The organism is Vibrio sp. 14N.309.X.WAT.E.F5 (assembly GCF_030397615.1).
Taxonomy (GTDB): domain Bacteria; phylum Pseudomonadota; class Gammaproteobacteria; order Enterobacterales; family Vibrionaceae; genus Vibrio; species Vibrio lentus.
In genome coordinates this window covers 105,203-127,984 of sequence record NZ_JAPNXR010000012.1, presented here as the reverse complement: position 1 = coordinate 127,984, position 22,782 = coordinate 105,203, and the positions used below count along the sequence as shown (strand labels likewise).

Here is a 22,782-nt window from a genome sequence, read left to right as displayed (position 1 = left end):
TCGGTGCCGATATAGACATTAGTGAATGGTTTATCTGCATGAGTGGTTGGTGAAGTAATGAGATATTTAGCAATAATGTTAAGCATAGCTTTGGCTGGGTGTGAAGCTACGTCACCAACTGATTTATTTGGTGGTGACATGCTAGAGACTGCACCACAAACTGATTACGATCTTATGCACCCTGAATGGGGCGTGGTTCAAACGACACGCGTAGCAAGCAATCGTGGCTATTCAATGCAGAGCAATACTCATCAACAAACAACCATTACCACCAACTACGGGCGTGGCGTTTCAACCAACGATCCGCTAGAAGTTTTCCTGAGACAAAACCGTATCGATTTCGAAGTTCTGCCTGGCAACCATGTAATGGTAAAGCTTGAGCAACATGTGAACTTTAAGACAGGCTCTGCTTTCCCTGAACCCGCTTACAACCATTGGTTAGATACGTTGGGTAGTTATCTTTCTCAGCGTCAAGATATCGATGTTGTGATTGAAGGTCATACCGACAATACGGGTTCTGATCAAATCAATGATCCTCTATCAGAGCAGCGTGCAAAAGAAGTGAAAGCTCGATTAGAGAGTAACTATGTATCTAGCCGCTCTATCTATACTCGAGGCTTCGGTGAATACGTGCCGGCTTGCAACAATGCTTCAGCCCAAGGTAAAGCATGTAACCGCCGTGTAGAATTGATGCTGATTGTCGCTAAATAACAGTTAGTCTCTCTGTTCTCGTTCAAAAGAAAGTAAAAGCAGATAGAGCAAACAGGTATAGATAACAGACATAAAAAATCCCTCACATAAGAGGGATTTTTTGTATCTGACTTTCGCTTAGCGTTGTCAGCTTATGCGAATTGCTTTTCTAAGTAAGTGACTATGTCTGAAGACTCGTACATCCACTCAGTTTTGCCATCTTTTTCGATACGTAGGCAAGGCACTTTCACGCGACCGCCGCCAGCTTCAAGCTCTGCACGGTGCTGTTCATTGTTTTTTGCATCACGAAGTTCAAACTGAACCGATTGACGTTTCATCGCACGGCGCACTTTTACACAAAATGGGCACGCTTCGAATTGGTATAACGTGTGCGTTTTTGCTTGCTCATTCACTTGGCTTTGTTCTTCTTGAGAACGTTTCACACCACGAGGGCTGAAAACAAAATTCAATAGCAAAATGACGCGACCTAAAAACCAACGGATAAACTTCATAACTCTCTCTACATATTTAAAATTAGCGTTACAATTTGCAGCATTATATACACAAGTTTTGTCAGATGCTCGCAACAAACGGCTAATATCTATTTTGTCCGTTCGATCGTGTGAGACTTAGCCACATTTAACCCCAAACGTTTTGATAATCGGGTTAGGTTTGCGCGGTCTGTTTTTAGAACTCGTCCTGCTTGTGCCCAGTTAAAATTCGCATCTTCTAACACTTCTGTGATTATCGTACGTTGGAAATCATCCGTTGCACCACGTAACCCAGCAGTCAGGTCGATAGTGGGTGTTGATAACGGCGTGGTTTTCACTTGTGTCGTTGCGATAGGTTGATCTTGGTCGAGAGGGCCACAATCTTCCTTGCTAATCGTTACGAGGTTTTTGTTGGTGCTGCGAGCCAGTGCTTTCAGCGCAGAACGGCTGATCACGTGTTCAAGCTCACGTACGTTACCTGGCCAACCGTAACGGTTCAGGAACACAAGTACATCAGAACGGAACTTAACTTGGTTGATACCAAGCTTACGGCGCGCTTGCTCAAGGAAGAAGCCCGCTAGCAAGCTAATGTCGTCGCCACGGTCTTTCAGTGCAGGCACTGCAATAGGGTAAACGCTGAGTCGGTGATACAAGTCGGCTCTGAATCGACCATCTTCAACTTCTTGTTTCAAATCTCGGTTGGTCGCAGCCAATACACGAACATCAATGGTTTGAATGTTGTCTTGACCTACTGGCTGGATTTCGTTGTTTTGCAGTGCACGTAGCAGCTTACTTTGAGCAGCTAAAGGCAGTTCGCCAATTTCATCAAGGAATAGGGTGCCTCCGTCTGCTAAGGCAAACTTACCAAGGCGATTTTTATCGGCACCAGTAAACGCGCCACGAACGTGACCAAACAGTTCACTCTCTACTAGGTTTTCAGGAATCGCAGCACAGTTTACATACACAAGCGGGTTACGCTTACGTTGTGATTGATGATGCAGAGTACGAGCCACTAACTCTTTACCTACACCGGTATCACCGTGAATCAGGATATTGAATTCTGAAGGCGCGACAATCGCAATGTCATTCTTAAGCGCAACCATGGTATCGCTTTTACCGATCAGTTCGCCGCCATCGCGTTCCCACGCCTCAACGTTTAACTCTTCTAATAGTTGCTTTGATTGTTTTGCTTGATGCTCTAATTGCGAGAACGTCAGTGCCATTTGCATGGTTGATGCTGCAATGGCTGCCAGTACTTCGAGATTGCGAGCAGGAATATTCGCAAAGACATCAGGCTTTAGGCTATCTAACGTCAGGATCCCCAGTAGCTTCTCACCAAATAACAGCGGAAGACCCATACAAGCATGCATCGGTAGATCGCCGTCGTGGTCAATAAGCAAACCATCGAAAGGATCGGGTAGGGAGCTGTCAGCATCAAAACGAACAGGAGAACGTGATGCGCAGATTTCTTCAAAGCGAGGGTGCTCTGAAATGATAAAGCGACGACCGAATGTATCTCGACTGAGCCCTTGCATTGCGATGGGTACTAGCGTGTCACCTTGAAGGCTTAAAAGTGCGACACAATCACACGTGATGGTTTTCCGAATAGCATCGATTAGGCGATTGAAACGGTCTTGATCGTTCACACCGCTAGCGAGACCGATGGTCATTTCCATAAGAGTGGATGCTGAGATATCTTGCATAAAGGGCTCATACTGTTTGTATTTTTATACATGGTAGAGTCTTTATGACACAAAAAAAAGGTCTTTTTGACTAAAGTTTGAAGTGAATTTTTGAAAGGATGCCAGACACAGCAAGCTTTCGCATGTTGGCACCCTTTGTGCAATGTGTCCATTACGTGTTGTCTATATGACTGAATATCTGACCTATTGTTGATTTGAATCAATTAATGCGAATTTATCAGTCCACGTGATTCTCATGAAAAAATGCAGCCATAGAGCTCATTGAGAAAGAATTGGTATAAAGTCATCTTTAAATAAAATTAGTCAAATTGACATCAATGGTCAAAAGACTAAGTGTTCGGAGTAAATCAATGCTAAACAATCTACATATCAACATCATCAAATCGACGATTCCTCTTTTAGAAAGCGCAGGCCCTGCTTTAACTCAACACTTCTATCAACGTATGTTTACACATAACCCTGAGTTGAAAGATATCTTCAATATGACTCACCAAAGAACAGGTCGCCAAGGTGTGGCGCTGTTTGAAGCTATCGCGGCTTATGCAAAGAACATCGAAAATCTAGCGGCGTTAACCTCAGCGGTTGAGCGTATTGCACAGAAACACACAAGCTTTAACATTCAGCCAGAGCATTACCAAATCGTTGGCCTTCACCTAATTGAAACACTGCGTGAGTTAGCTGCTGATGCATTCACACCAGAAGTAGAAGAAGCGTGGACTGCGGCTTACCTATTCTTAGCGCAAGTATTCATCGACCGTGAAGCTGAACTTTACCTACAGCGCAAACAAGCTGTTGGTGGTTGGGAAGCCGCACGTGCATTCGTAATTACAGACAAAATTGAAGAGTCAGCATTAGTAACAAGCTTCATCCTACAACCAAAAGATGGCGGTGACGTTCTGGATTACACACCAGGACAATACATTGGTATCGAAGTGAAACCTGAAGGCGCTCAGTACAGCGAGATCCGTCAATATTCACTATCAGACAAGCCAAACGGCAAGCAGTACCGAATTTCTGTGAAACGTGAAGGCCAAGGTCAAGAGACTCAAGGCGTAGTATCGAATCACATGCACGATACTGTTGCTATCGGTGATGAAGTTAGCCTATACGCACCAGCGGGTGACTTCATGTATCAAGAGCGCAGCAAGCCAGTAACGCTTATCTCTGCGGGTGTTGGTGTAACGCCAATGCAGTCTATGCTTGAGTTCTTAAACAACGAGCAGAAAAACGAACCTGTACTGTACCTTCACGCTTGTGAAAATGTAGGTCAACACTCTTTCACGACTCGCGTTAAAGATATTGTTGCCGACAAAGGTTGGGCAGCGAAAACGTGGTACATGAACAAAGACGAGTCTGCATGTGAGAACACACATGAAGGTCAAATGGATCTAGCGTCTATCTCTGACACTAACGGTTTTGAGGAGAGTGATTTCTATATCTGTGGGCCTGTTGGCTTCATGAAGAACATTGTAGAGCAGCTAGATGCACTTAAAGTCGACCGTTCTCGCGTCCACTACGAAGTATTTGGCCCACACGCTAACTTCTAATAGCTCTCGATAGTTCAATTGACACTCGCCTGAACTATTAACGACCTTGCCTACTCAAAGGCCCCGCAGTGCGGGGCCTTTTTTGGTTTATCCTGTCTGACATCATCGGATATTGAAGATGTGGATACTCGAACTAGGAGCGTCTCGCGGTCGAATTAAGAACGCTTAACCTTTTTGGACATGTAATCAGAATCAAAAAACTCGGGCCAGTACATTTTTACGTAACCGCCAGCGACCCAGATAACTAATATGGTCGCGATGGTTAGCTCAAAGAAGCCAAATCGGTGTAACCAGTACCATTGAGGGAACTCGGCCCCAAAAAACGTGGTTAAACGATGCATAGCAATAGCACTGATCACCGATGGGAAAGTAACAGCAGCAATCGAAGGTTGGAATTTCAGACGCATTAAGCGGATATAACACAAGTAGATAAGCAGCGTCATGGTGATTGCGATACCCGCCAAAGCGCCCGTAAGAATAGGGTCTGGGTTGTCGAAGTTGACTAAGTAAGCGGCTAAAGACAAATTTACTGGTGCGGCCATGATTGCAAGAGTAGGTCGAGCTCTACGAGGTAAATTCCCTTCAAAAACCAAGCGGTAAAGCACAACGGGCAGCATGAAGAAGTAGATGGCAATACACGTTGCTGCGAGTGTTTCTGAAAATACCGTGTGTCCAAATTGCGTGCCTGCCAATGAACTGCTGATCAGCCCTACAGGATAAAGAAACCAACTTGGAACGATGTTCGACATTTTGAAATTGATGATCTGAAAACCGAAGAACAACACCATCATGGTAAAATGCAGCAATAACGCGCAGAACCAAATTGGGTAGGCGATTATTGGCGATATTTCGGCGAGATAGTCACACAGAATCAATAACGCCATGCTCATCGGCGCCATTAAACTTCCGCTTAGTGGATGGCGAATATCATTAATGAAGGTATTAAAGCTGGTGAGATAACGAAGTAAAACAGGCAGTAATAACAGCGCACCGAAAGCAGCAAGGTAAGGGCGAATGATCTCACCAACCCCCGGGAGGTATAATGCCCAAGCTTGTCCTAGTCCAATTACACCAAGTGCTAAAGACGCCTGAGAGGGCGGCACATTTTTTACTTGGGTTAATCTTCTCCAGTTCAACGACTTGCTCCAACTTAGTTATTATAGCTTGTGGGTGCTTATAGAATATCAGTGAGTAATAGATTTTTTGCTCTAGTTAGAGCGTGTAGCTGTGCCATCAATAGATGTTGAGGGCATTCAACTAATTTTGAGTGGATGATAGCAAGTTTAACGTTTGCTTTTTTGATTTTGATGCGGAATCGGGACATTAAGCACGTTGAATGTGTGCTTTTGTTTCATGAGTCATTTGTAATTAACGAACTTCCTCTTGCTGAGGGAGGTCTTGTTGTCTTAACTTCTCGTTTTTAAGTGTACGGTTCAATAGTTGGCTGTAAATTGGCTGACCGCCAAGCATTTGCGCAATGATCACTGCGCCCAAGCAAGTAATGATCAATGGCAGGATAAGGTAGTAGTTATTGGTCATTTCGATAACCAGTAATATACCTGTAATCGGCGCACGCACAGTGGCAGCGAATAAGGCACCCATACCTGCTATCGCAAACATACCCGGTTCAATATTCAATTCAGGAAAGAATGCCGCAGCAATTAGTCCAAAGGCATAACCAAAGAGCGTGCCGAGTGCGAGCATCGGTGCAAAGATACCGCCGGGAGCACCAGAACCAAAACAAAGCAGCGTAGTCAGTACTCGTCCTAGGAAGATCAATAACAATACGTTGGTGCTGTAACTGCCATTAGTGATGTTGGGGATAATACCAATACCACCACCAGTCAATTCGGGAATATAAAGAAGCAACAGGCCAAAGCAGCCACCGAGCAAGGTACCGGTCATCAAGTAGCGTTTGCGGTCATTTTTGTGTATGGCCACAAACAGGTCTTGAGAAAGCGTAATCAGCTTATTGAAAACCACACCAAACAGGCCGAACAACACACCTAACAATAAGAATAACCACAGAGCATCTAATTCAGGAGGCTGGTATTGAGGCATTGTGATAACGGCGGATTGGCCATTGATCGAACGAAACACAATATTGGCTGATACAGCGGAAATAATGACGGCTTTGATCGAAATGAGTGAGTAACGAAATTGTGGTCTCATTTCCTCGACCACAAACATAATCCCGGCGAGTGGCGCATTGAATGCAGCCGCTAAGCCACCAGCAGCGCCTGAAGCAAGCAATGAGTGTCGAGTATCATCATCTTTTACTCTGAAGATGTCAGTCACCATACGACCAATACTGCCACCCATTTGCACAGTTGGTCCTTCACGACCTAACACCATACCGGAACCTAGCGCGCCCATACCGCCAAAGAATTTTACTGGCAATACTCTCCACCATCGAACAGGGCGCATACCGTCCATCGCACCTTCAATTTCAGGGATCCCCGATCCGGCAGCTTCTGGAGCAAAGCGGTGAACGAGGAAATAACCAATAAAGGCAAATGCAGCACTGATCAAGAAAGCGGCAAGCCAAAGGGGTAAGTGGCTGCCAATTTCATCTTTTAGCCAATCGGTACGAGTTTCGGTGATGAAATGAACCGCGACTTCGAAATAAGTGCCAACAACGCCAGCAAGTACACCAACGATGCAAGAAAGAAAGAGAACTGAAGCTGGGGTCTTATCTCTTGAGAGAAATTGATTAATAGCATCCCTTGGCATTTTGGCGAGTAGGGACTGCTTAATTTTCTCTCTTCTGGTCATTGAGATAAGGCTCCTGAATGGGTTGAGGCGGGACTGCAATAAATTATACGCTTCCTCTGCATATCCTATAGCAACAAAGATGCAAAGTTGAATTTCATTTATGGAATATACGTGTTACATAAATGGAATCTATAGGCAATAGTGGTATCACCGTCACAATTTTGATCGTTTCTCTGGTGGCAGCTTGAATATCCCCAGAAATGAACCATAGTTAAATCGTAAAGCAACATAACAGACCGCAAGGAGACGTGAGGTTTTACACACAATTTGGATGGATTCAGATACAAAGTTTTAGTTTCTCGTTAATTGTTCAGGTCGATATTTAAGGCTTCCTGATTCGCGAACTCACGATTGAGTAACGAGAGTGAGGCGTACTGATAAGTACGCCTTTAGTTCGTCTGGAGCATTCATTTTTCTTCGTTCCTCCCTTTTCTAGTGACACTCATACAACTTCTGGCTTAAATCATTCTCCGTACAAACAAGCGATTGGGGTCAATTTCTCCGTGATTGTGTATATACTCCTTAAAAAAGGAGAACTGATATGACCAAAAAAGTTCCTACAAACATAATTACGGGTTTTCTAGGTGTCGGTAAGACGACCGCTATTTTGAACCTTCTAAAAAATAAACCTGAGAATGAAAACTGGGCTGTCCTAGTTAATGAGTTCGGCGAAATCGGCATTGATGGCGCATTAATGACAGACCAAGGTGCTTTGATTAAAGAAGTACCGGGTGGCTGCATGTGTTGTACCGCTGGTGTGCCTATGTCAGTGGGTATTAATGCCTTACTGCGTCAGAAGCCGGATCGCTTATTGATTGAGCCAACAGGGCTTGGTCATCCAAAGCAGGTTATTGCGACGTTAACTTCAGAGCAATACACACCTTACGTTGACCTAAAAGCGACGCTAGGTTTGGTTGACCCAAGAAATCTGTCGATTGAGAAATATACGTCTAATCAGAACTTTAATGATCAATTAGATAGTGCTGACGTGATTATCGGAACTAAAGTAGATTTGGTTCACTCTGAAGATATCGACGCATTCAATGATTGGGTGACGGATCAAACACCTGCAAAAGTGTTCCATAAGCTGATTCACGATGGTGAAGTGCCATTGGAAGTGTTGGACATTGAAAGGGTACATGGCAGTGCTTCATCTCATATTGAATCACATCATCATGATCACGCTGAACAAGAGCCTCAATTCCAACTTCCTCCCGGTGAAGCTTTCATCCGTAAAGAGAATAAAGGGCAGGGCTACTTTAGTTGTGGCTGGTTGTTTGGCGCTGAACATAAGTTTGATTTTGATGCGCTGTTTTCAATGCTGTCGGATCTGACGGCTGAGCGCGTAAAAGCGGTGGTGAATACTGACCAAGGTTGCTACGCGTTCAACGTGGCGAATCAAGTCGTGTCAGTGAATGAAATTTCCCTTGATGGCTTTGAGTCTCGCCTCGAAGTGATTGACTCCCAGTTAATGCCTTGGAGCGATTTAGAGCAGATTCTACTCAAGCTGTGTGGTATCAAATAGCCCTGTTTTGGCTGTTTGAAACCATGATTTTGGTGTTTACCTTGTTGAAGGCGGGATAAACACCAGATTAAATGAGAAAGTTTGCGTTATATCACGATAAATGTGAGATAAATCACTCTAATTACTTTATAGTGCTCGGCTGAAATAAGAATGTAGGCTGTCTGCTTAAGGAACCCGTAACAATGTCATTTTCCTCTCAAGGTTTTGCTCCTGAATTAGTCAAAGCGTTGACTGAGTGTGGTTATGAGAAACTCACACCAATTCAACAAAAAGCGATTCCAATGGCTCGTAAAGGCCATGATATTTTTGCTACTGCTCAAACCGGTACGGGTAAAACAGCGGCATTCTCATTGCCTGTTATCCAACACCTTTTGAACAGCGGTAAAAAAGCGTCTAGAGGAACGGCTCGCGGCCTTATTCTTGCTCCGACTCGTGAGCTTGCTGCGCAGATCGCTCAAAACATCAAAGACTACGTAAAATACACTGAACTAAGCGTTTCAGCGGTTTACGGTGGTAACAAGATGTCTTCACAAGTTCGTCAACTAGAACTGGGTGTTGATATTTTGGTTGCGACTCCAGGCCGTTTAGAAGAGCACTTAGAAGCGGGTAACGTGTCTATTGCTAACCTAGAATTCCTAGTATTCGATGAAGCTGACCGCATCCTTGATATGGGCTTTATCAATGCAGTTCGCAAGATCATGTTGGATGTGGAAACTTCTCCACAAATCATGATGTTCTCTGCGACGACTTCAACTCAGTTAAACCAGTTGTCTGTTGATATTCTGCGTAAACCAAAACGTATCAGTGTTGAGCGCGAAAACTCAACGGCTGCAACTGTTGGCCACGTGGTGTACCCAGTTGATCAAGAGCGTAAAACAGAGCTACTTTCTGAGCTGATCGGTCGTAAAAACTGGCGTCAGGTTCTTGTGTTCGTGAACTACAAAGAAACAGCAAACGATGTAGTTAAAGAGCTTAAGCTAGACGGCATTAAAGCGGTACTTTGTCACGGTGATAAAGCGCAAAGCGCTCGTCGTCGCGCATTGGATGATTTCAAAGAAGGCAGAGCTCGTGTGATGGTTGCAACCGATGTTGCAGCTCGTGGTCTTGATATCGAAGACTTGCCACACGTAATTAACTACGACATGCCTTTCCTGGCAGAAGATTATGTTCACCGTATTGGCCGTACAGGTCGTGCTGGAAAACAAGGTCACGCAATTTCTTTCGTTAACCGCGAAGAAGAACTGACAGTTGTTCAAGTTGAAAAACTGATTCAACAACGTATTCGCCGTGTTGAACAACCGGGTTATGAACCGAAGAAACGTGATGCTTATATCGAGAAGCTAAACACTAAATCGGCTTACAAAAACCGCCAGGGTCGTAAGAACAACGCAAACGAAGAAAAACCCGATCAAGCAAGCGCTGAACGTCGTTTAACTATGATGAAGCGAATTCAAAACCGTCGTAAGTAATTACGGTTGGTGATCGAAAAGAGCCACTGTTATGTGGCTCTTTTTGTTTGTATTGTTCGCAATATTGTTTATTGTCATCACTACTTCGTTTCAATATCGCTTCATTTCAAGTCCGATCAAGAAGCAAAAGCCACTAAATAAAAATAAGCCAATAAGGTAATAATATGGATAGCACACTACTTTGGGCTTTTATTCCCACGTTTTTCTTTGTCTCAATCACGCCCGGAATGTGTATGACTTTGGCGTTGACCCTTGGAATGAGTGTTGGATACAAACGTACATTATGGATGATGATCGGTGAACTGGCCGGTGTCGCTGTGGTTTCTATTGCCGCGGTATTGGGTATTGCATCTATCATGTTGAACTACCCGTGGCTATTTACGGGCTTCAAATTTGTTGGTGCAGCTTACTTGTTCTATTTAGGTGTTCAGATGTGGCGTTCGAGAGGCAAACTAGCGATCAGCACTGACAACCAAACAACAAAAGTCAGTAATGATTGGGATCTGGTGGTACAAGGCTTTGTAACGGCAATCGCGAACCCGAAAGGCTGGGCATTCATGATTTCGTTATTGCCTCCTTTTATTAACAGCAAAATAGATCTAGCACCGCAGTTGTTCATCCTAGTGTCTATTATTTTGGTTTCTGAATTTGTCTGCATGACTTTGTACGCGACAGGCGGTAAGAGCTTAAAGCATATGCTGGGCAAAGCCGATAACGTTAAGCTGATGAATCGCATTGCTGGCACGCTAATGATGGGTGTTGGTGTGTGGTTGTTCGTGAGTTAACTGTGATTAACGGTATTGCGATCAACGATAACGGTTAGAGATCCCCGATTCAGTCGTTCCTCCTTCTCGAGGATGACGAGTACTTGGGCTGATGAGGAGTTTTGAAAGCTCGGATTCTTACTTAAACCGAAGAATGAATAGAATATAAAAAGAGCGATAGGGCATTTAGCCTTATCGCTCTTTTTCGTTCTAACGTCCTTAGAGTGGGCCGATTTTAATCACTATCGATATCAAAGAGACCAGCTTTAAAGCTCTGATTAAACGGCGATCTCACCACCGTCTTCACGACGAATCACAACCGTAGATGCTCTTGGGCGAACACTGCCTTGAGTTTGCGCAGTTGCATCACTTGAAGAAGGCCAGTTTGCAGGGTGCTGAATATTTACAAACAGTGACTTGTAATCAGGGCTAATCGTAAAGCCAGTTACCTCACATCCGTTTGGACCAACAAAGAAACGCTTAAGTTGCGCTTGATTGTCTTCACCAATCACCGCACTGTTACCGTTGTCGTCTGTTAGCTTAGACGGTACCACTGCTAGCATTTGGTCGTTGGTGTAACTCGTTACTTCATCTGCACCGTTATCCGTCTGAATCCATAATATGCCACGAGCATCAAACGCTAGTCCGTCTGGGCTAGCAAACTGGTTCATATCCGTCAGGCCAGAACGGTTGGTGTCTGCATCGCCGTTGGCAGGTGAACCGAATACGAAAATATCCCAAGTGAAGTCTGTTGCGCTGTCACCTTCATCCCAACGGATAACATGGCCAAACTTGTTGTTCAAACGTGGGTTTGCTGCGTTCGTTTCACTGGTACGCGCGGTGTTATTGGTAAGTGTTAAATATACAGAACCTGTGTATGGATCTACTGAACACCACTCCGGACGATCCATTGGTGTTGCACCCACAAGGTCGGCGGCTCCGGCTGTATTTAAGATGATTTCAGCCAAAGAGTTGAAATTGTCTGCCAGAACTCCACCCGATAACGTTACGCTATCCAGTGTCAATGGTAGCCACGTGCCAGAGTTGTCTTCGTTGAAGCGCGCCACGTAAAGTGTGCCTTCATCCATGTATTTATCACCTGTTGCTAGTCGGTTTGATGGGTTACCATCTGCTGGATCCCAAGCGACAGCGGATTCGAATTTGTACAGGTACTCAAAACGAGAGTCGTGGCCTGAGTAGAAGACAACTGGCTGACCTTCTTTTAGCTTGCCAAAAGTGCAGCCTTCGTGACGGAAACGACCAAGCGCAGTACGCTTTTTCGCTCGAGCGTTCTCTGTGTAAGGGTCTATTTCAACAATATAACCGTGGCCGTTTGCTTCGTTACGGTAATCATCTATTGAGCTTGCACCTGTAGGCTCTATGTTAAAGCGAGTGAATTCATCCAAGCGCTCTTCTGCATTGCCAGCCAATGTATCCCACAAATAACGTGTGCTGGTATCGTCGATACCAATGCGTTCTTGTTCTTCAGTTCGAACGCCTGCATTAACAAAATAGCCGGGCCAGTTCTCTTCACATGTTAGATAAGTGCCCCAAGGGGTGAAACCATTACCACAGTTGTTTAATGTACCACGCGCTTGGCTGCCATCAGGGGAGAAGCGAGTTACAGTAAGAGCGGTATGTGCGACTGGGCCAGATAAGTCCATTACAGTCGCGCCAGTGTAGCGGCGGTTGAGTGGATCGGTATCGACCAATTTCCACATGTTGTCTTCCAGTTGAATTCGGACAACTGACACGCCATGGGCATTGATTTCTTTACGTACTTCGTCAACAACAGTACGGACACCACCTTGTATAGTTTGGCCGCTAGGGTGCAAAGCATTCGTATCAATATATTCATGGTTAATACACAACAAGCCGTCTACGTTGCTGTCATTTAATGGGAAAAAGTGCATCCCGTCGTGGTGCATACCCAAGGCATTCAATTGTTCTTCGCTTGTGTTACTGCCGTCATCCTTCCATGCACTACCTTGTGTATTGAGCGGTGTGCCCCATGGGACTAAAACTTGTGCCATGTAACCTTGAGGAACCGAAACAGCATCGGTTAATGAGCCCGGAATCGAATCAAAGTTCAGGACCGCACTAGAGGCACCTGAACCATTTCCTACTGAAGAGTCTGGACTAGAAGAGTTACAACCAGAAAGCCCAAATGCACCGAATGCTGTCATTGCACTTATGCCTAAACCGCCTTTCAAAACGTTTCTTCTTGAAAGGTTTGCGTCTAGTACTTCTTCGAATGGTTTGTTTTTACTCTTATTGAATCGAGTGCTATTAAATGTTTCCTTGCTCATCTGTACTGCTTCCTATTGGCTGTAATTATTATGGGTTATTCACGACTTGCTCGGCTATTAATCGAATGGTTAATAACTTGGATCAATGTGTGAGTCATCCTGAGGCAGTTAAGTGACGGATTTTTATGAATTAGATTAAGTTTTTGTTTCTGCAGCACGATTTTTGCGATTAAGCGTGATGAGTAATACAAAACTCTTGGGAAATGAAGAGGAACTGTGTATAAGTGCTTTATTAAACGTAGAGAGAGACTGTTATGAAATTAGATAAAATCGAAAACAAAAATCGCCGCCTTCGCAAGAAATTATACCTAGGTGAATTCGCGATTCTGGGTTTTGAAGTAAGCTGCAAGACATCGATTACTGATTTTGACCAATACGATGTGTTCATTGATGAGTTCATCGACTTCATCGATAGCATCGGTCTGTGCTTTGGTGGCGGTGGCCTTGAGTTGTTTGAAGGTTTCCTATGCTCTATTGAGCGTTACCGCTCAGTAACAGAAGCAGAGCAACTGCAAGTTGCACAATGGCTTGAAGCTCGCGCTGAAGTAAGCAAAGTTGAAGTTAGCGAACTTATTGACGCAAACTACGCATTCTAAATTGATGTTGTGCTGTTAGCTTAACTTGAAGGTCGATTACGGCTTTTAGAATGAGCAACAACACCTTAGAACAAAGGCCGAATCGTTATATCGATTCGGCCTTTTTGCGTTTGTTACGTTCCATTTTATTGCTCACTCTTGTTCTTTTATAGCTTAACAAGCCGTTAGTAGGACTTTTGTTTTCGAATAAATATCAGCGCTTTACTGTTACTTTTGTTGGCTGTAAGAAGTTTGAATAAACTTGTGAGAGTTTTATGAGAATTCAATGAAGTTGCTGATAGATTTGATCGCCATTCTTAGAGTCACAACACCACAATTCGTTCTGGCAAATGTAACGGTATATCGCTGTTATTCGTTTTGTTGGCAACGATAGGACTCGATAAAGGATGGAATCAAAATGAATAAACGAACTCAAATCAGCTTAGTGGTTAGCTCTGCTATGTTGGCCTTTGGTACAGCACAGGTTCAAGCAGCACAGCTAGAGGTGACGGTGACCAATGCAACGAAAGGAATCTATTTTACGCCTATCTTGGCAGCGGCTCATGATTCTAACTTGTTTATGTTTAGGACGGGTGAAACCGCTTCAGCAGAGTTGGAGTCGATGGCCGAAGGTGGTGACATTTCTGGCCTTTCAAGTCTGATAGCTAATGCGGGTGGTGTGGTGGTTGAAAACCCAGCAATCGGGATATTGAATCCAGGTGTAGCAACCACGTTTGATATTGATACTGGTGATTTGGCTTACTTGTCACTAGGCGCAATGCTACTTCCTACCAACGATGGTTTTGTTGGTTTAGACAGTTGGAAGATCCCAACTCAAGCGGGCACTTACAAAGCAACGCTCAATGGTTATGACGCAGGCACTGAAGCGAATGATGAGTTGGCTGGCAGCATGCCAAACCCTCCATTTATTACTTTTGGCGCTGGTGGTACGGGAGTTGAAACAGCCGTGTCTAACGCTAAGGTTCATATTCATCCGGGTAACATTGGTGATAGTAACGCGGCTGGCGGAATCAGTGACCTCGATAGTAGCAGTCATCGTTGGTTAAACCCTGTGGCAACTATCACTATTGTTGTGAAGTAAGGGGGATGTATGAAAGCTAGAATTCTATTTATCGCGGCCTCTGTCGCTGTTTTGGCGGGTTGTCCGGATGATGACGATGATTATTATCGTTACGATGTCAGTGTTACTAACCTAACACCCAATCAACCTATGTCGCCCCTCGCGGTATTGACTCACAATAACAGCTTCAATCTGTTTGAAGTCGGTCAAAGTGCCTCAGTTGACCTTGAATACTTAGCGGAAGGTGGCAGTAATACACAGTTACTTGCGCTCAGTGACAGTGACGCGAATGTTTACCAAGGTATCTCAGGAAGCGGGCTTATCTTGTCGGGTGAGAAGGACACATTGTCTATCCGAGTCGATCCTGCTTTAGAAGGTTACCTTTCGGTTGCTTCGATGCTCGTGAATACCAATGATGCGTTTGTGGGGGAATCTGGCTTATCGCTGAAATCATTAGCGGTGGGTGATACGTTTGTTATGAACATGAACGTGTGGGATTCAGGAACGGAGCTGAACGATGAGCTTGCTGCAACCATCCCAGGGCCCGCTGGCGGTGGTGAGGGCTTTAATAGCGTAAGAAATGATAATGATGTGGTGAGCTTCCACTCAGGCGTCATCAGTCAAGATGATGGCTTAACGACCTCAACTCTCAGTGCTAATCATCGCTTCCTTAATCCAGGTGCGAGAATCACCATTACCCGAACTGAATGATTGGGTTAAGCGTGAAATGAAAGAATTCCTGCTCTGTTCCGGTCAATTGAAAGGTGGGTAGACTCCGAATAGAGCAGGGATCATGAATAGTGCTGCGGCAAATTTGATGGCAAACATATTACTGGTTGAAGACGACGATGATTTAGCGGAACTGGTGCAAATGCATCTCAAGTTTCAAGGTCATCACGTCGAAAGAGCCAATACAATTGAAAAAGCGCAGGGCCTGTATCTGGATGGTCAGTTTGATTTAGTCGTGCTCGATCGAGGCTTACCTGATGGCGATGGACTCGACTTTTGTCGGATGATCCGCCAGCAAGAGGATTGGACCCCCGTGTTAATGCTCACAGCAAGAGATGCTGAACTGGATAAAGTCTCGGGCTTAGAAGCGGGTGTCGATGATTACATTACAAAGCCATTCAGTGTGCTTGAGTTTCAAGCTCGTGTTCGTAATGTCTTACGTAGGGTTAATCATGCAGAAGCCACAATAAAAGAGGTTCCAAAAACGGAATCTGTGATGAGTTTTGGTGGCCTTACCATTCAACCGGAGCGTCATCAGGTTTCGTTAAACAACCAAGATGTTCTATTGACCGCGACAGAGTTTACTTTACTCCATTTCTTAGCCACCCGTCCGGGTCGAGTGTATAGCAAAGATGAATTGCTCGATCATGTATGGCACACCAATCATTCAGGCTACCACCACACCGTTTGTAGCACCGTCAATCGCTTACGAACCAAGCTTGCTATGCCCAATAGCGATGATGACTTCATTAAGACTGTTTGGGGTGTTGGGTATAAGTTTGAATCGAAGACTTAGTTCTGGTTGTCGTTTTTTAGTCCATTAATAGAAACAGAAGTCATGTGAAGGAGGGAACATGAGTTTTAAATCGCGCTTAGTGTTGTTTACCAGCTTGTGGTTTCTATTAGTGAGTGTGGTCATCGCCTATACCTATCATTGGCAGAAAGAGACTATTGAGCAACGAACGAAACAGAGCTTACACAAAGAACTCGCGCTCCACATGCGCGATGATAACCCTCTTATGATTGGCACTGACTACAACCCAAAAGCCCTCAAATCCATCTTTCATACCTTAATGTTAATAGGGCCAGACTTTGACATCTATTTCCTTGATAGTCAGGGCAATATCACCACGCATGCAGCGCCTGAAGGCACTGTGTTAGCGAACCAGATAGACTTAGCACCGATTAAGCAGTTTCTAAACGATGAACCTTATCCGATTTTGGGAGATGACCCGATCAACCCAGATTCTCGCAAGGTGTTTTCTGTCGCAGCGATTGAAGAGCTAGGATCTACGGTTGGGTATCTTTATGTGTTAATTGGCAGTAACCGCCATACTGTGATTGCAAATTCACAGGTCGACACACCCTATATCGCACTGGCTGGCCTTATGTTGGTCTCTATTTTGGGTTTTGCCATAGGAGCTTATCTATTGGTTAAACGCAGCTTATTGAACCCGATAGAAGCCGTAACCCATAAGTTGCAACAGCAAGCCGAACAAGACTTTCGCTTAGAACCTAATTTCACACATCAAGTACCAGAACTGGTGCCGATCGCGCATTCTTATCAGTTGATGGCAAAGCACATTCAACAACAGTTTCTGCAACTTGAGTATCAGTCATCACACCGGAGACAAAGCTTATTGCAGCTCAGTCATGATTTGAAAACGCCATTGTCGAGTGTATTGGGGTATCTAGAAACGTGGAAGATTCAAAACCCACAATCAGACCCGTTAATTGACGTTGCTTTCCGTAATGGCAACAAGTTGTCTGAACAGCTCCATTCGCTGCTAGACAACGCTAAACATGATAACCCTGTTCCCACGTATCAATACGCTGCGATCGACTTAAATGTGTTGATGAGTGAGTGTTTGGAAACGATCCGAAGCAAGTATCTTCATAAACAGGTCGAGATTAACGTCAACATGCCTAGTGGGATAAAGGCGGTAGGGGATAGCGATTTACTTGAACGGTTGGTTTTAAACTTGTTAGATAATGCGCTGAGGCATAGCCCAAGTGGAACCATGGTGTCGCTGGATATCGGTTTGGAAGCAGATTCCAAGCGAGTGAAGGTGGTAATTCATAATGAGGTTGAGCTGGAAGCGCCAAACGGTTCGTTGGGAATTGGAACTAAAATCGCTCAGTCGATACTAATGTTACATCACAGTGTGTTAGAGACGAAAAAGGCAGAGAACTCATTTCAGCAAAGTTTCTATTTGCCGTCGATATAGCGTTACCTGTCTTTGTATAGCTTTGATGGCTTTCAGCTTAGGTTATAGACGAGTTGTTCACTGAGTAGCGAACAACTCGTTGAAAAGCTTTTAAATTGAAGAGGCATTTAAGCGTCTTCATTTCCTTCTTCGTTGCCTTCATTCACTTTCGCGTAAAAATGAAGCAGTTCTGTCAGCTCTTTTACCCAACCGAATGCTTCTGTCGGTGCTTTTTCCAAAATCTTCTCTACTTTCTCGCAATGAGTTTCAAGGTCGATGGCTTGCTCAAGGTTGAATGACATTGCGTAGAAGTGCCAAAGCAATAGACGTGTCATACGCTCAATGTTTTGTTGTGAGTTATCTGACTCACTAAATGCAAGGTTCACTTCACTCAGCGCGATTGCGGTCATTCGTAGCATCGCGTCGAACTTCGCTGACTGCATGCGCTCTTCACTGGCGACTTCTTCCTGCTCAAACGTAAACAATTCCGTCATCGCGTCTTCAGGGACAAGACGATGGATCATTCTTAAACTGAATTCTTCTAGTTCCTCACGAGGCATGGTGTTTAAGCTAGTTAAAGTGTAATCGCGTTGCATAGCGTTCTCTTGGATGAGCAAAAAGGTCGGACAGTTTAATGGAGAACTGAGCTTAGAAAAAGCATATTTTGGATAAGCCCACGTTTGCAGGCTTATCCAAGTATCAAACGCCTTAGACTCAGCGCTTAGAGGTTATTTATAGCGACTTAAAACATTGTATAGCGACTCAAACGTTATCAGCTTTTGCTGAAGCTTGGTGGTTGATACTGCATAGACTGATCGTTTCTCATGAAAATGTTGCTCGCGACCAAGCTGCCGATGCAAATCGAACAAAGAGCAACCCAAGTCATCGCATCTGGAATCTCGTTAAACAGTGGAACCGCCAACAAGGTAGCGACGGCGGGGGTAGCACTACCAAAAGCGGCCGAGCGCTCTGCTCCTAATGTGTTAACAGCATAAAGGTAAGTGAAAGCTGCTATTAAGCCTGCACCGACGCCTTGTACTGCAGAATGTACAGCAAGCTCGGTAAATGGCCATTGGGCGATTGGTGTATCCATTAGATGGCTGGGTAGGCTACCAGTCAGGATAAGGAGCAGTAATAGCAAAGTAGAACACAATGAAATGAACCCCGCGCTCACTAATGCATCAAGGTTGGCGACACGCGCTGAGATAGTAAAAGTGGCCCACATTAAGCTTCCACACAAAAACAACAAGTGGCCTTTGGTGTATTCAAAGTTGAAGCTGCTTAAGCTACTGCCTAAAAACAGCAATATACCGAGCAAAACCAGTGCTAAACCGGCGATACGGTGTCGGCTAAGGGGTTGCTTAAAAAGGAGTACCGCAATGCCAGTGACGAAGAGTGGCAGCGTTCCCGGAACTAAAGCACTCCCGTGTGATACCGGGACAAATTGCATAGCTGTTCCTGCAACGAGTAAATAAGGCAATCCGCACCCTACAAACATGCCCGCTAGGTAGCGCTTAGGGACTGAAGAAATAGAAGTATGTGCTTTCCAAACCAAAGGCAGTAGCACTAATGCAGGGATGAGAAATCGCGTCAGTGCGATGTCTGCAGGTGTTAAATCTGAATTTGCGCCGCCTTTAAGCGAAAGAAAAAAACTCGCCCAGATGAGCAGAGTAACAACGATAGATAGATAGCCAAGCTTCATAATAAATAAGGAAAGTGGATTATGCTTAATTATGAATTAAGAGCTATGCCATAGGTTGGCAAATTTAGTTCTAACTTGAGTTATCATTGAGGATTCCTGCTAATATTTATCAAATTATTAACGAATTTAACCAATGATCGGCATTTACTATGGATAGAATTGATAGGCATCTTCTAGAGTTGCTACAAAAAGATGGCAGGTTAACTACGGCTGAGTTAGCAGATGAAGTCGGTTTATCACCTTCACCGTGCGCAAGACGCATCAAAAGGCTTGAGGAAAAGGGAATTATTGACGGTTATCGTGTGAGCTTGTCGCGAGAGCAAGTTGGCATTGCTATGAGTGTCTTCGTTGAGGTGAGTCTAAATAACCACCAAGAAGTGTCGATCGATAAATTTGAAGGCGCCATTGTCGAGATGGAGGAGGTGATCAGCTGCCACGTAGTATCTGGCGCTTATGATTATCTGTTAGAAGTGGTTAGTCCGAATCTGATGTCCTATGAGGCGTTTACAAGAAAGCTACAACGGCTCTCAAACGTCAAGGACATACATACGCATCTCGCGATTAGACAAGTGAAAGGTAATGCACCGCTGCCTGTCTATGTTGATTAAGATTGATTGTGTTGACTAAGACTGACTGCTCTAAATAAGCCCGATTAAGGCAAGTAAGAGCGATTAAGCTGAAAGGGTTACTTATATGCATTGAGGTTGGTTGGTGAGCTGAAAAAGCAATGTTCTACTGCTGATAGAAATGTCAAGTTGAAAACCAAACTAGGCTCGACAACTTAACATAGCGGCCATAAAAAACGGAGCACCTTGTGAAAGGTACTCCGTATGTATAGGTGCAAAAATCAGTGATATTTAAAGTTAGAGATTGAACAATCTCCGGTTTTTACATTAATTCTGAATGAAAATGCATGTGAATGGTAATCCACACCGTCATTCCAAATTGTCTCTCCAAATATCCTACATAGCTCTAGCTCACTTACTGAACCGAACTCTTCCATGTGTTTAGCGACAGATAAAAGTTTACCTCTTATCTCTGCAGTCCCTTCCGTGTTACTCAAGCAGTTGAAAGCCATAGTCTTTTGCATATTACCTAGCCAAAATGTTTCTTGTTATTAAGTTATATGAAGAATCATGATAACAATTTTCTGGCGTTTGTAAATCTATTTTGTGATGGATATCTCACATATTTACTTGCATTGGTCGGAAAGTGAACTTTATTGTTGATAGTTAGCACATTAGATTTACAAGCTATTGATAAAGCTTTGATTAACTATTTCTCTGGATATTCTGGCAGCGAGGTAGTCTGTTATGAGAATAAATCCAGTCGATGAGCAGAGAAAGTCGAATGTCGGTTTCAGTTTGAAGCATCGTTTATTGGTGCTTTTGCATGGCGTGCTTCATCTATCATATTGGCTTCCTTACGATACTTTGACGACAGCTGACGGAATTTATCACTGAGTGCATGGAGATCTTTGGAGAGCGATTGTGAACTTGTCACATGCGATTGTGCGCTTTCAGATTGGCGCGGAAGTTTTGCCTTAGCACAGTGCTGAGCAACGGCTTGCCATAAGCGAGTGAGAGACTGAGCTCCTTCTAGTTCACTAGATACGACGTATGCCTGTTTTAACAAAACCTCAGAGACATCATAAGCGGTATTCATATGACTATTGAGCTGCACATTAAACCTTTCTTCATACTTTGCCCAAAGCTCAATGATCTGTGTTTCGTTGAAGTGTTTAGATAGCAGAGTTTGTGACTCATAGGTTGAGAGAACTTGGTTGAACTCTTTGGTGTATTGGTTGTAGCGATCTTCATATACGAGTTGGCGATCCAACAATGTTTGCCAGTTTTCACGATCGCAATGGCTTGCGAACGCGGCATTGGCAATCAAAGGTACGCTCATAATGATAACCTTTCCCCAAAAACGCATGACTTTCCTCTACTTACCGTGCTCTCTACAGACAGTATAGATGAGTGGCAGCGTGAGTTGATGTACACTTCATGTAACCCTAAAACGGAAGAGCTGGTGGATTTGATGAAAAAAGCGCTGATCGCTTTACTTGTGTTGTTAATATTGGGCGGAGGAGGAGCAGCGTACTACTTCTTTGTTATGAAGAAAGACTCACCACCAGCAGACAAAACCGAAGAGTCCGTTGAAGAAGTTACTCAGCCTGAAGCGGATTTAAAACCGATCATGGAACTTAAACCTGAGCCAGAGCAGACAGAGTTTTACGTTCTGGATAGAAAGCTTGAAGTGGTAGAACAACCAGAAGTTGATGGCTTGATAACAGATTACCTCTACAAAGGCGAAAAAGTCGAAGTACTCGAAAAACAGGGTGAATGGGCACGTATCTCAGACTATATCGTTCTAAAAGAAGGCGGGCCACAGACAGCCGAATGGGTTTCGATGTCTGGCCTATCCAATGATGAAGTGATTATTTCTCAGAAAGAAAGCATAGAGATATTGGATTCATATTTGGTTAAATCCGACGATCTTAAGATCCATAAAGAGAAGTTCCGCAATACGGTTGCCGAGCTGATCTCTGATGGCGAATGTGACCCAAGTGACTTCGAAGAATTGGGTGGTTGGGTGAAATCGGTAAAGTACAGTGACCGAGATGTCTATTTTATCTATTGTGGCGGACTGTCTCTTGAAAATAAAATTTATTTAGATGTAAATACAAACGAAACATTTACTAAGTAAGATCCAATCCACTATTAATAACTAGATGTATTAATAGCCATTAAATTTTCTATTTATTTAGACTCAAAGCCCACTCTATTGATAGTGGGCTTTTTGTTGTCTACTCAATTTTAATTATCGAAACAGAGTTTTAGTCAATGTGATTTCAACATTTATTTATATTGGATTTTATATAGAACAGCCTCGATAGATTTATTAATAGGGAATAGTAATCTCACTATTATTCCCTCGATCAATTGTTTCGTTTCTCAATATTGCATTCTCATTGAAACTAGTTAGGGAGTGTCATTTTATCTCAAATAAACAGGGGCTTATCTGCTTGGTGATATAATTGATGTTAAATAAAGTCTATTGGTATCAGTAGCTTGGTGGATTTTACATAAGAGTAACATTTCATAGTTTTTGGGATGTAAGTCAGATTTCTAGCCATAATATGAAAATATTTTTTATTTGTAATAATACTTTTTGATTTTGAGATGTAGGGTTTAATTAAAGCAAATCGTAAA

The 22,782-nt window shown here is 43.8% G+C and carries 21 protein-coding genes; 12 read left to right on the top strand and 9 right to left on the bottom strand.

All coding sequences use genetic code 11. The features are described 5' to 3' along the window. The first annotated feature begins 75 nt into the window (after positions 1-75). Entirely contained in the window at positions 76-711 is a 636-nt protein-coding gene (locus OW495_RS14615; protein ID WP_289887187.1) for an OmpA family protein, read from the top strand. Between the two features lie 131 nt (positions 712-842). Here the strand turns inward: OW495_RS14615 and OW495_RS14610 are convergent, their stop codons facing one another. After that, positions 843-1,202 carry a glutaredoxin gene (locus OW495_RS14610; RefSeq protein WP_029223355.1) on the bottom strand — a complete coding sequence of 120 codons (360 nt, stop codon included), beginning with the start codon at positions 1,200-1,202 and terminating at the stop codon, positions 843-845. Positions 1,203-1,291: 89 nt separating this feature from the next. After that, positions 1,292-2,884: a nitric oxide reductase transcriptional regulator NorR gene (gene norR / locus OW495_RS14605; RefSeq protein ID WP_065104723.1), complete on the bottom strand. Its 1,593-nt coding sequence runs from the start codon at positions 2,882-2,884 to the stop codon at positions 1,292-1,294. 350 nt (positions 2,885-3,234) lie between these two features. Here norR and hmpA point away from each other — a divergent pair, with 350 nt between their 5' ends. Further along, positions 3,235-4,431, top strand: a complete 1,197-nt coding sequence (gene hmpA, locus OW495_RS14600) for an NO-inducible flavohemoprotein (protein ID WP_102513957.1) — start codon at positions 3,235-3,237, stop codon at positions 4,429-4,431. Positions 4,432-4,586: 155 nt separating this feature from the next. On the opposite strand, the gene OW495_RS14595 is transcribed toward hmpA, so the two are convergent. Together OW495_RS14595 and clcA are read right to left on the bottom strand one after the other, a co-directional pair. Beyond that, positions 4,587-5,567, bottom strand: coding sequence for a TDT family transporter (locus OW495_RS14595; protein ID WP_198599797.1), 981 nt, complete (start codon positions 5,565-5,567; stop codon positions 4,587-4,589). Positions 5,568-5,799: 232 nt separating this feature from the next. Continuing rightward, the gene (gene clcA / locus OW495_RS14590; protein ID WP_029223356.1) at positions 5,800-7,206 is read right to left on the bottom strand and encodes a H(+)/Cl(-) exchange transporter ClcA; all 1,407 of its coding nucleotides are present in this window, start codon (positions 7,204-7,206) and stop codon (positions 5,800-5,802) included. 541 nt (positions 7,207-7,747) lie between these two features. Between clcA and OW495_RS14585 the strand changes: the two genes are divergently transcribed. The 3 genes from OW495_RS14585 (at position 7,748) to OW495_RS14575 (ending at position 10,985) form a co-directional block, all read left to right on the top strand. Beyond that, the gene (locus OW495_RS14585; RefSeq protein WP_017105859.1) at positions 7,748-8,731 is read left to right on the top strand and encodes a GTP-binding protein; all 984 of its coding nucleotides are present in this window, start codon (positions 7,748-7,750) and stop codon (positions 8,729-8,731) included. 182 nt (positions 8,732-8,913) lie between these two features. Then, positions 8,914-10,200, top strand: a complete 1,287-nt coding sequence (locus OW495_RS14580; protein ID WP_017109515.1) for a DEAD/DEAH box helicase — start codon at positions 8,914-8,916, stop codon at positions 10,198-10,200. A gap of 164 nt (positions 10,201-10,364) precedes the next feature. Further along, on the top strand, positions 10,365-10,985 hold the full coding sequence (locus OW495_RS14575; protein ID WP_102513956.1) for a LysE family translocator: 621 nt from the start codon (positions 10,365-10,367) through the stop codon (positions 10,983-10,985). A 257-nt stretch (positions 10,986-11,242) separates the two neighbouring features. Here the strand turns inward: OW495_RS14575 and OW495_RS14570 are convergent, their stop codons facing one another. After that, a complete protein-coding gene (locus OW495_RS14570) occupies positions 11,243-13,273 on the bottom strand; it encodes a PhoX family phosphatase (protein ID WP_102513955.1) in 2,031 nt (676 codons plus the stop codon). Between the two features lie 254 nt (positions 13,274-13,527). Here OW495_RS14570 and OW495_RS14565 point away from each other — a divergent pair, with 254 nt between their 5' ends. From OW495_RS14565 to OW495_RS14545, 5 genes are all read left to right on the top strand, one after another. Next, complete coding sequence (locus tag OW495_RS14565) at positions 13,528-13,869, top strand: YggL family protein (RefSeq protein WP_017062629.1); 342 nt, start codon at positions 13,528-13,530, stop codon at positions 13,867-13,869. A gap of 397 nt (positions 13,870-14,266) precedes the next feature. Further along, entirely contained in the window at positions 14,267-14,950 is a 684-nt protein-coding gene (locus tag OW495_RS14560) for a spondin domain-containing protein (protein ID WP_017109520.1), read from the top strand. Positions 14,951-14,959: 9 nt separating this feature from the next. Then, positions 14,960-15,640, top strand: a complete 681-nt coding sequence (locus OW495_RS14555; protein WP_102513954.1) for a spondin domain-containing protein — start codon at positions 14,960-14,962, stop codon at positions 15,638-15,640. An 82-nt stretch (positions 15,641-15,722) separates the two neighbouring features. Next, positions 15,723-16,454, top strand: a complete 732-nt coding sequence (locus OW495_RS14550; RefSeq protein ID WP_102513953.1) for a response regulator transcription factor — start codon at positions 15,723-15,725, stop codon at positions 16,452-16,454. A 58-nt stretch (positions 16,455-16,512) separates the two neighbouring features. Beyond that, the gene (locus OW495_RS14545; protein ID WP_102513952.1) at positions 16,513-17,886 is read left to right on the top strand and encodes a HAMP domain-containing sensor histidine kinase; all 1,374 of its coding nucleotides are present in this window, start codon (positions 16,513-16,515) and stop codon (positions 17,884-17,886) included. A gap of 107 nt (positions 17,887-17,993) precedes the next feature. On the opposite strand, the gene OW495_RS14540 is transcribed toward OW495_RS14545, so the two are convergent. Then, positions 17,994-18,461: an exoribonuclease R gene (locus OW495_RS14540; protein ID WP_102311884.1), complete on the bottom strand. Its 468-nt coding sequence runs from the start codon at positions 18,459-18,461 to the stop codon at positions 17,994-17,996. Between the two features lie 176 nt (positions 18,462-18,637). After that, positions 18,638-19,567, bottom strand: a complete 930-nt coding sequence (locus OW495_RS14535; RefSeq protein WP_102513951.1) for a DMT family transporter — start codon at positions 19,565-19,567, stop codon at positions 18,638-18,640. 149 nt (positions 19,568-19,716) lie between these two features. Here OW495_RS14535 and OW495_RS14530 point away from each other — a divergent pair, with 149 nt between their 5' ends. Beyond that, positions 19,717-20,175 (top strand): Lrp/AsnC family transcriptional regulator, encoded by a 459-nt coding sequence (locus OW495_RS14530; protein ID WP_099165573.1) that lies wholly within the window; start codon positions 19,717-19,719, stop codon positions 20,173-20,175. A gap of 239 nt (positions 20,176-20,414) precedes the next feature. Here the strand turns inward: OW495_RS14530 and OW495_RS14525 are convergent, their stop codons facing one another. Both OW495_RS14525 and OW495_RS14520 read right to left on the bottom strand, forming a co-directional pair. After that, a complete protein-coding gene (locus tag OW495_RS14525; protein ID WP_017105871.1) occupies positions 20,415-20,657 on the bottom strand; it encodes a hypothetical protein in 243 nt (80 codons plus the stop codon). Between the two features lie 269 nt (positions 20,658-20,926). Then, positions 20,927-21,502 (bottom strand): hypothetical protein, encoded by a 576-nt coding sequence (locus tag OW495_RS14520; protein ID WP_102513950.1) that lies wholly within the window; start codon positions 21,500-21,502, stop codon positions 20,927-20,929. Between the two features lie 96 nt (positions 21,503-21,598). Here OW495_RS14520 and OW495_RS14515 point away from each other — a divergent pair, with 96 nt between their 5' ends. Continuing rightward, entirely contained in the window at positions 21,599-22,276 is a 678-nt protein-coding gene (locus OW495_RS14515) for an SH3 domain-containing protein (protein ID WP_102513965.1), read from the top strand. The last annotated feature ends 506 nt before the right edge of the window (positions 22,277-22,782 follow it).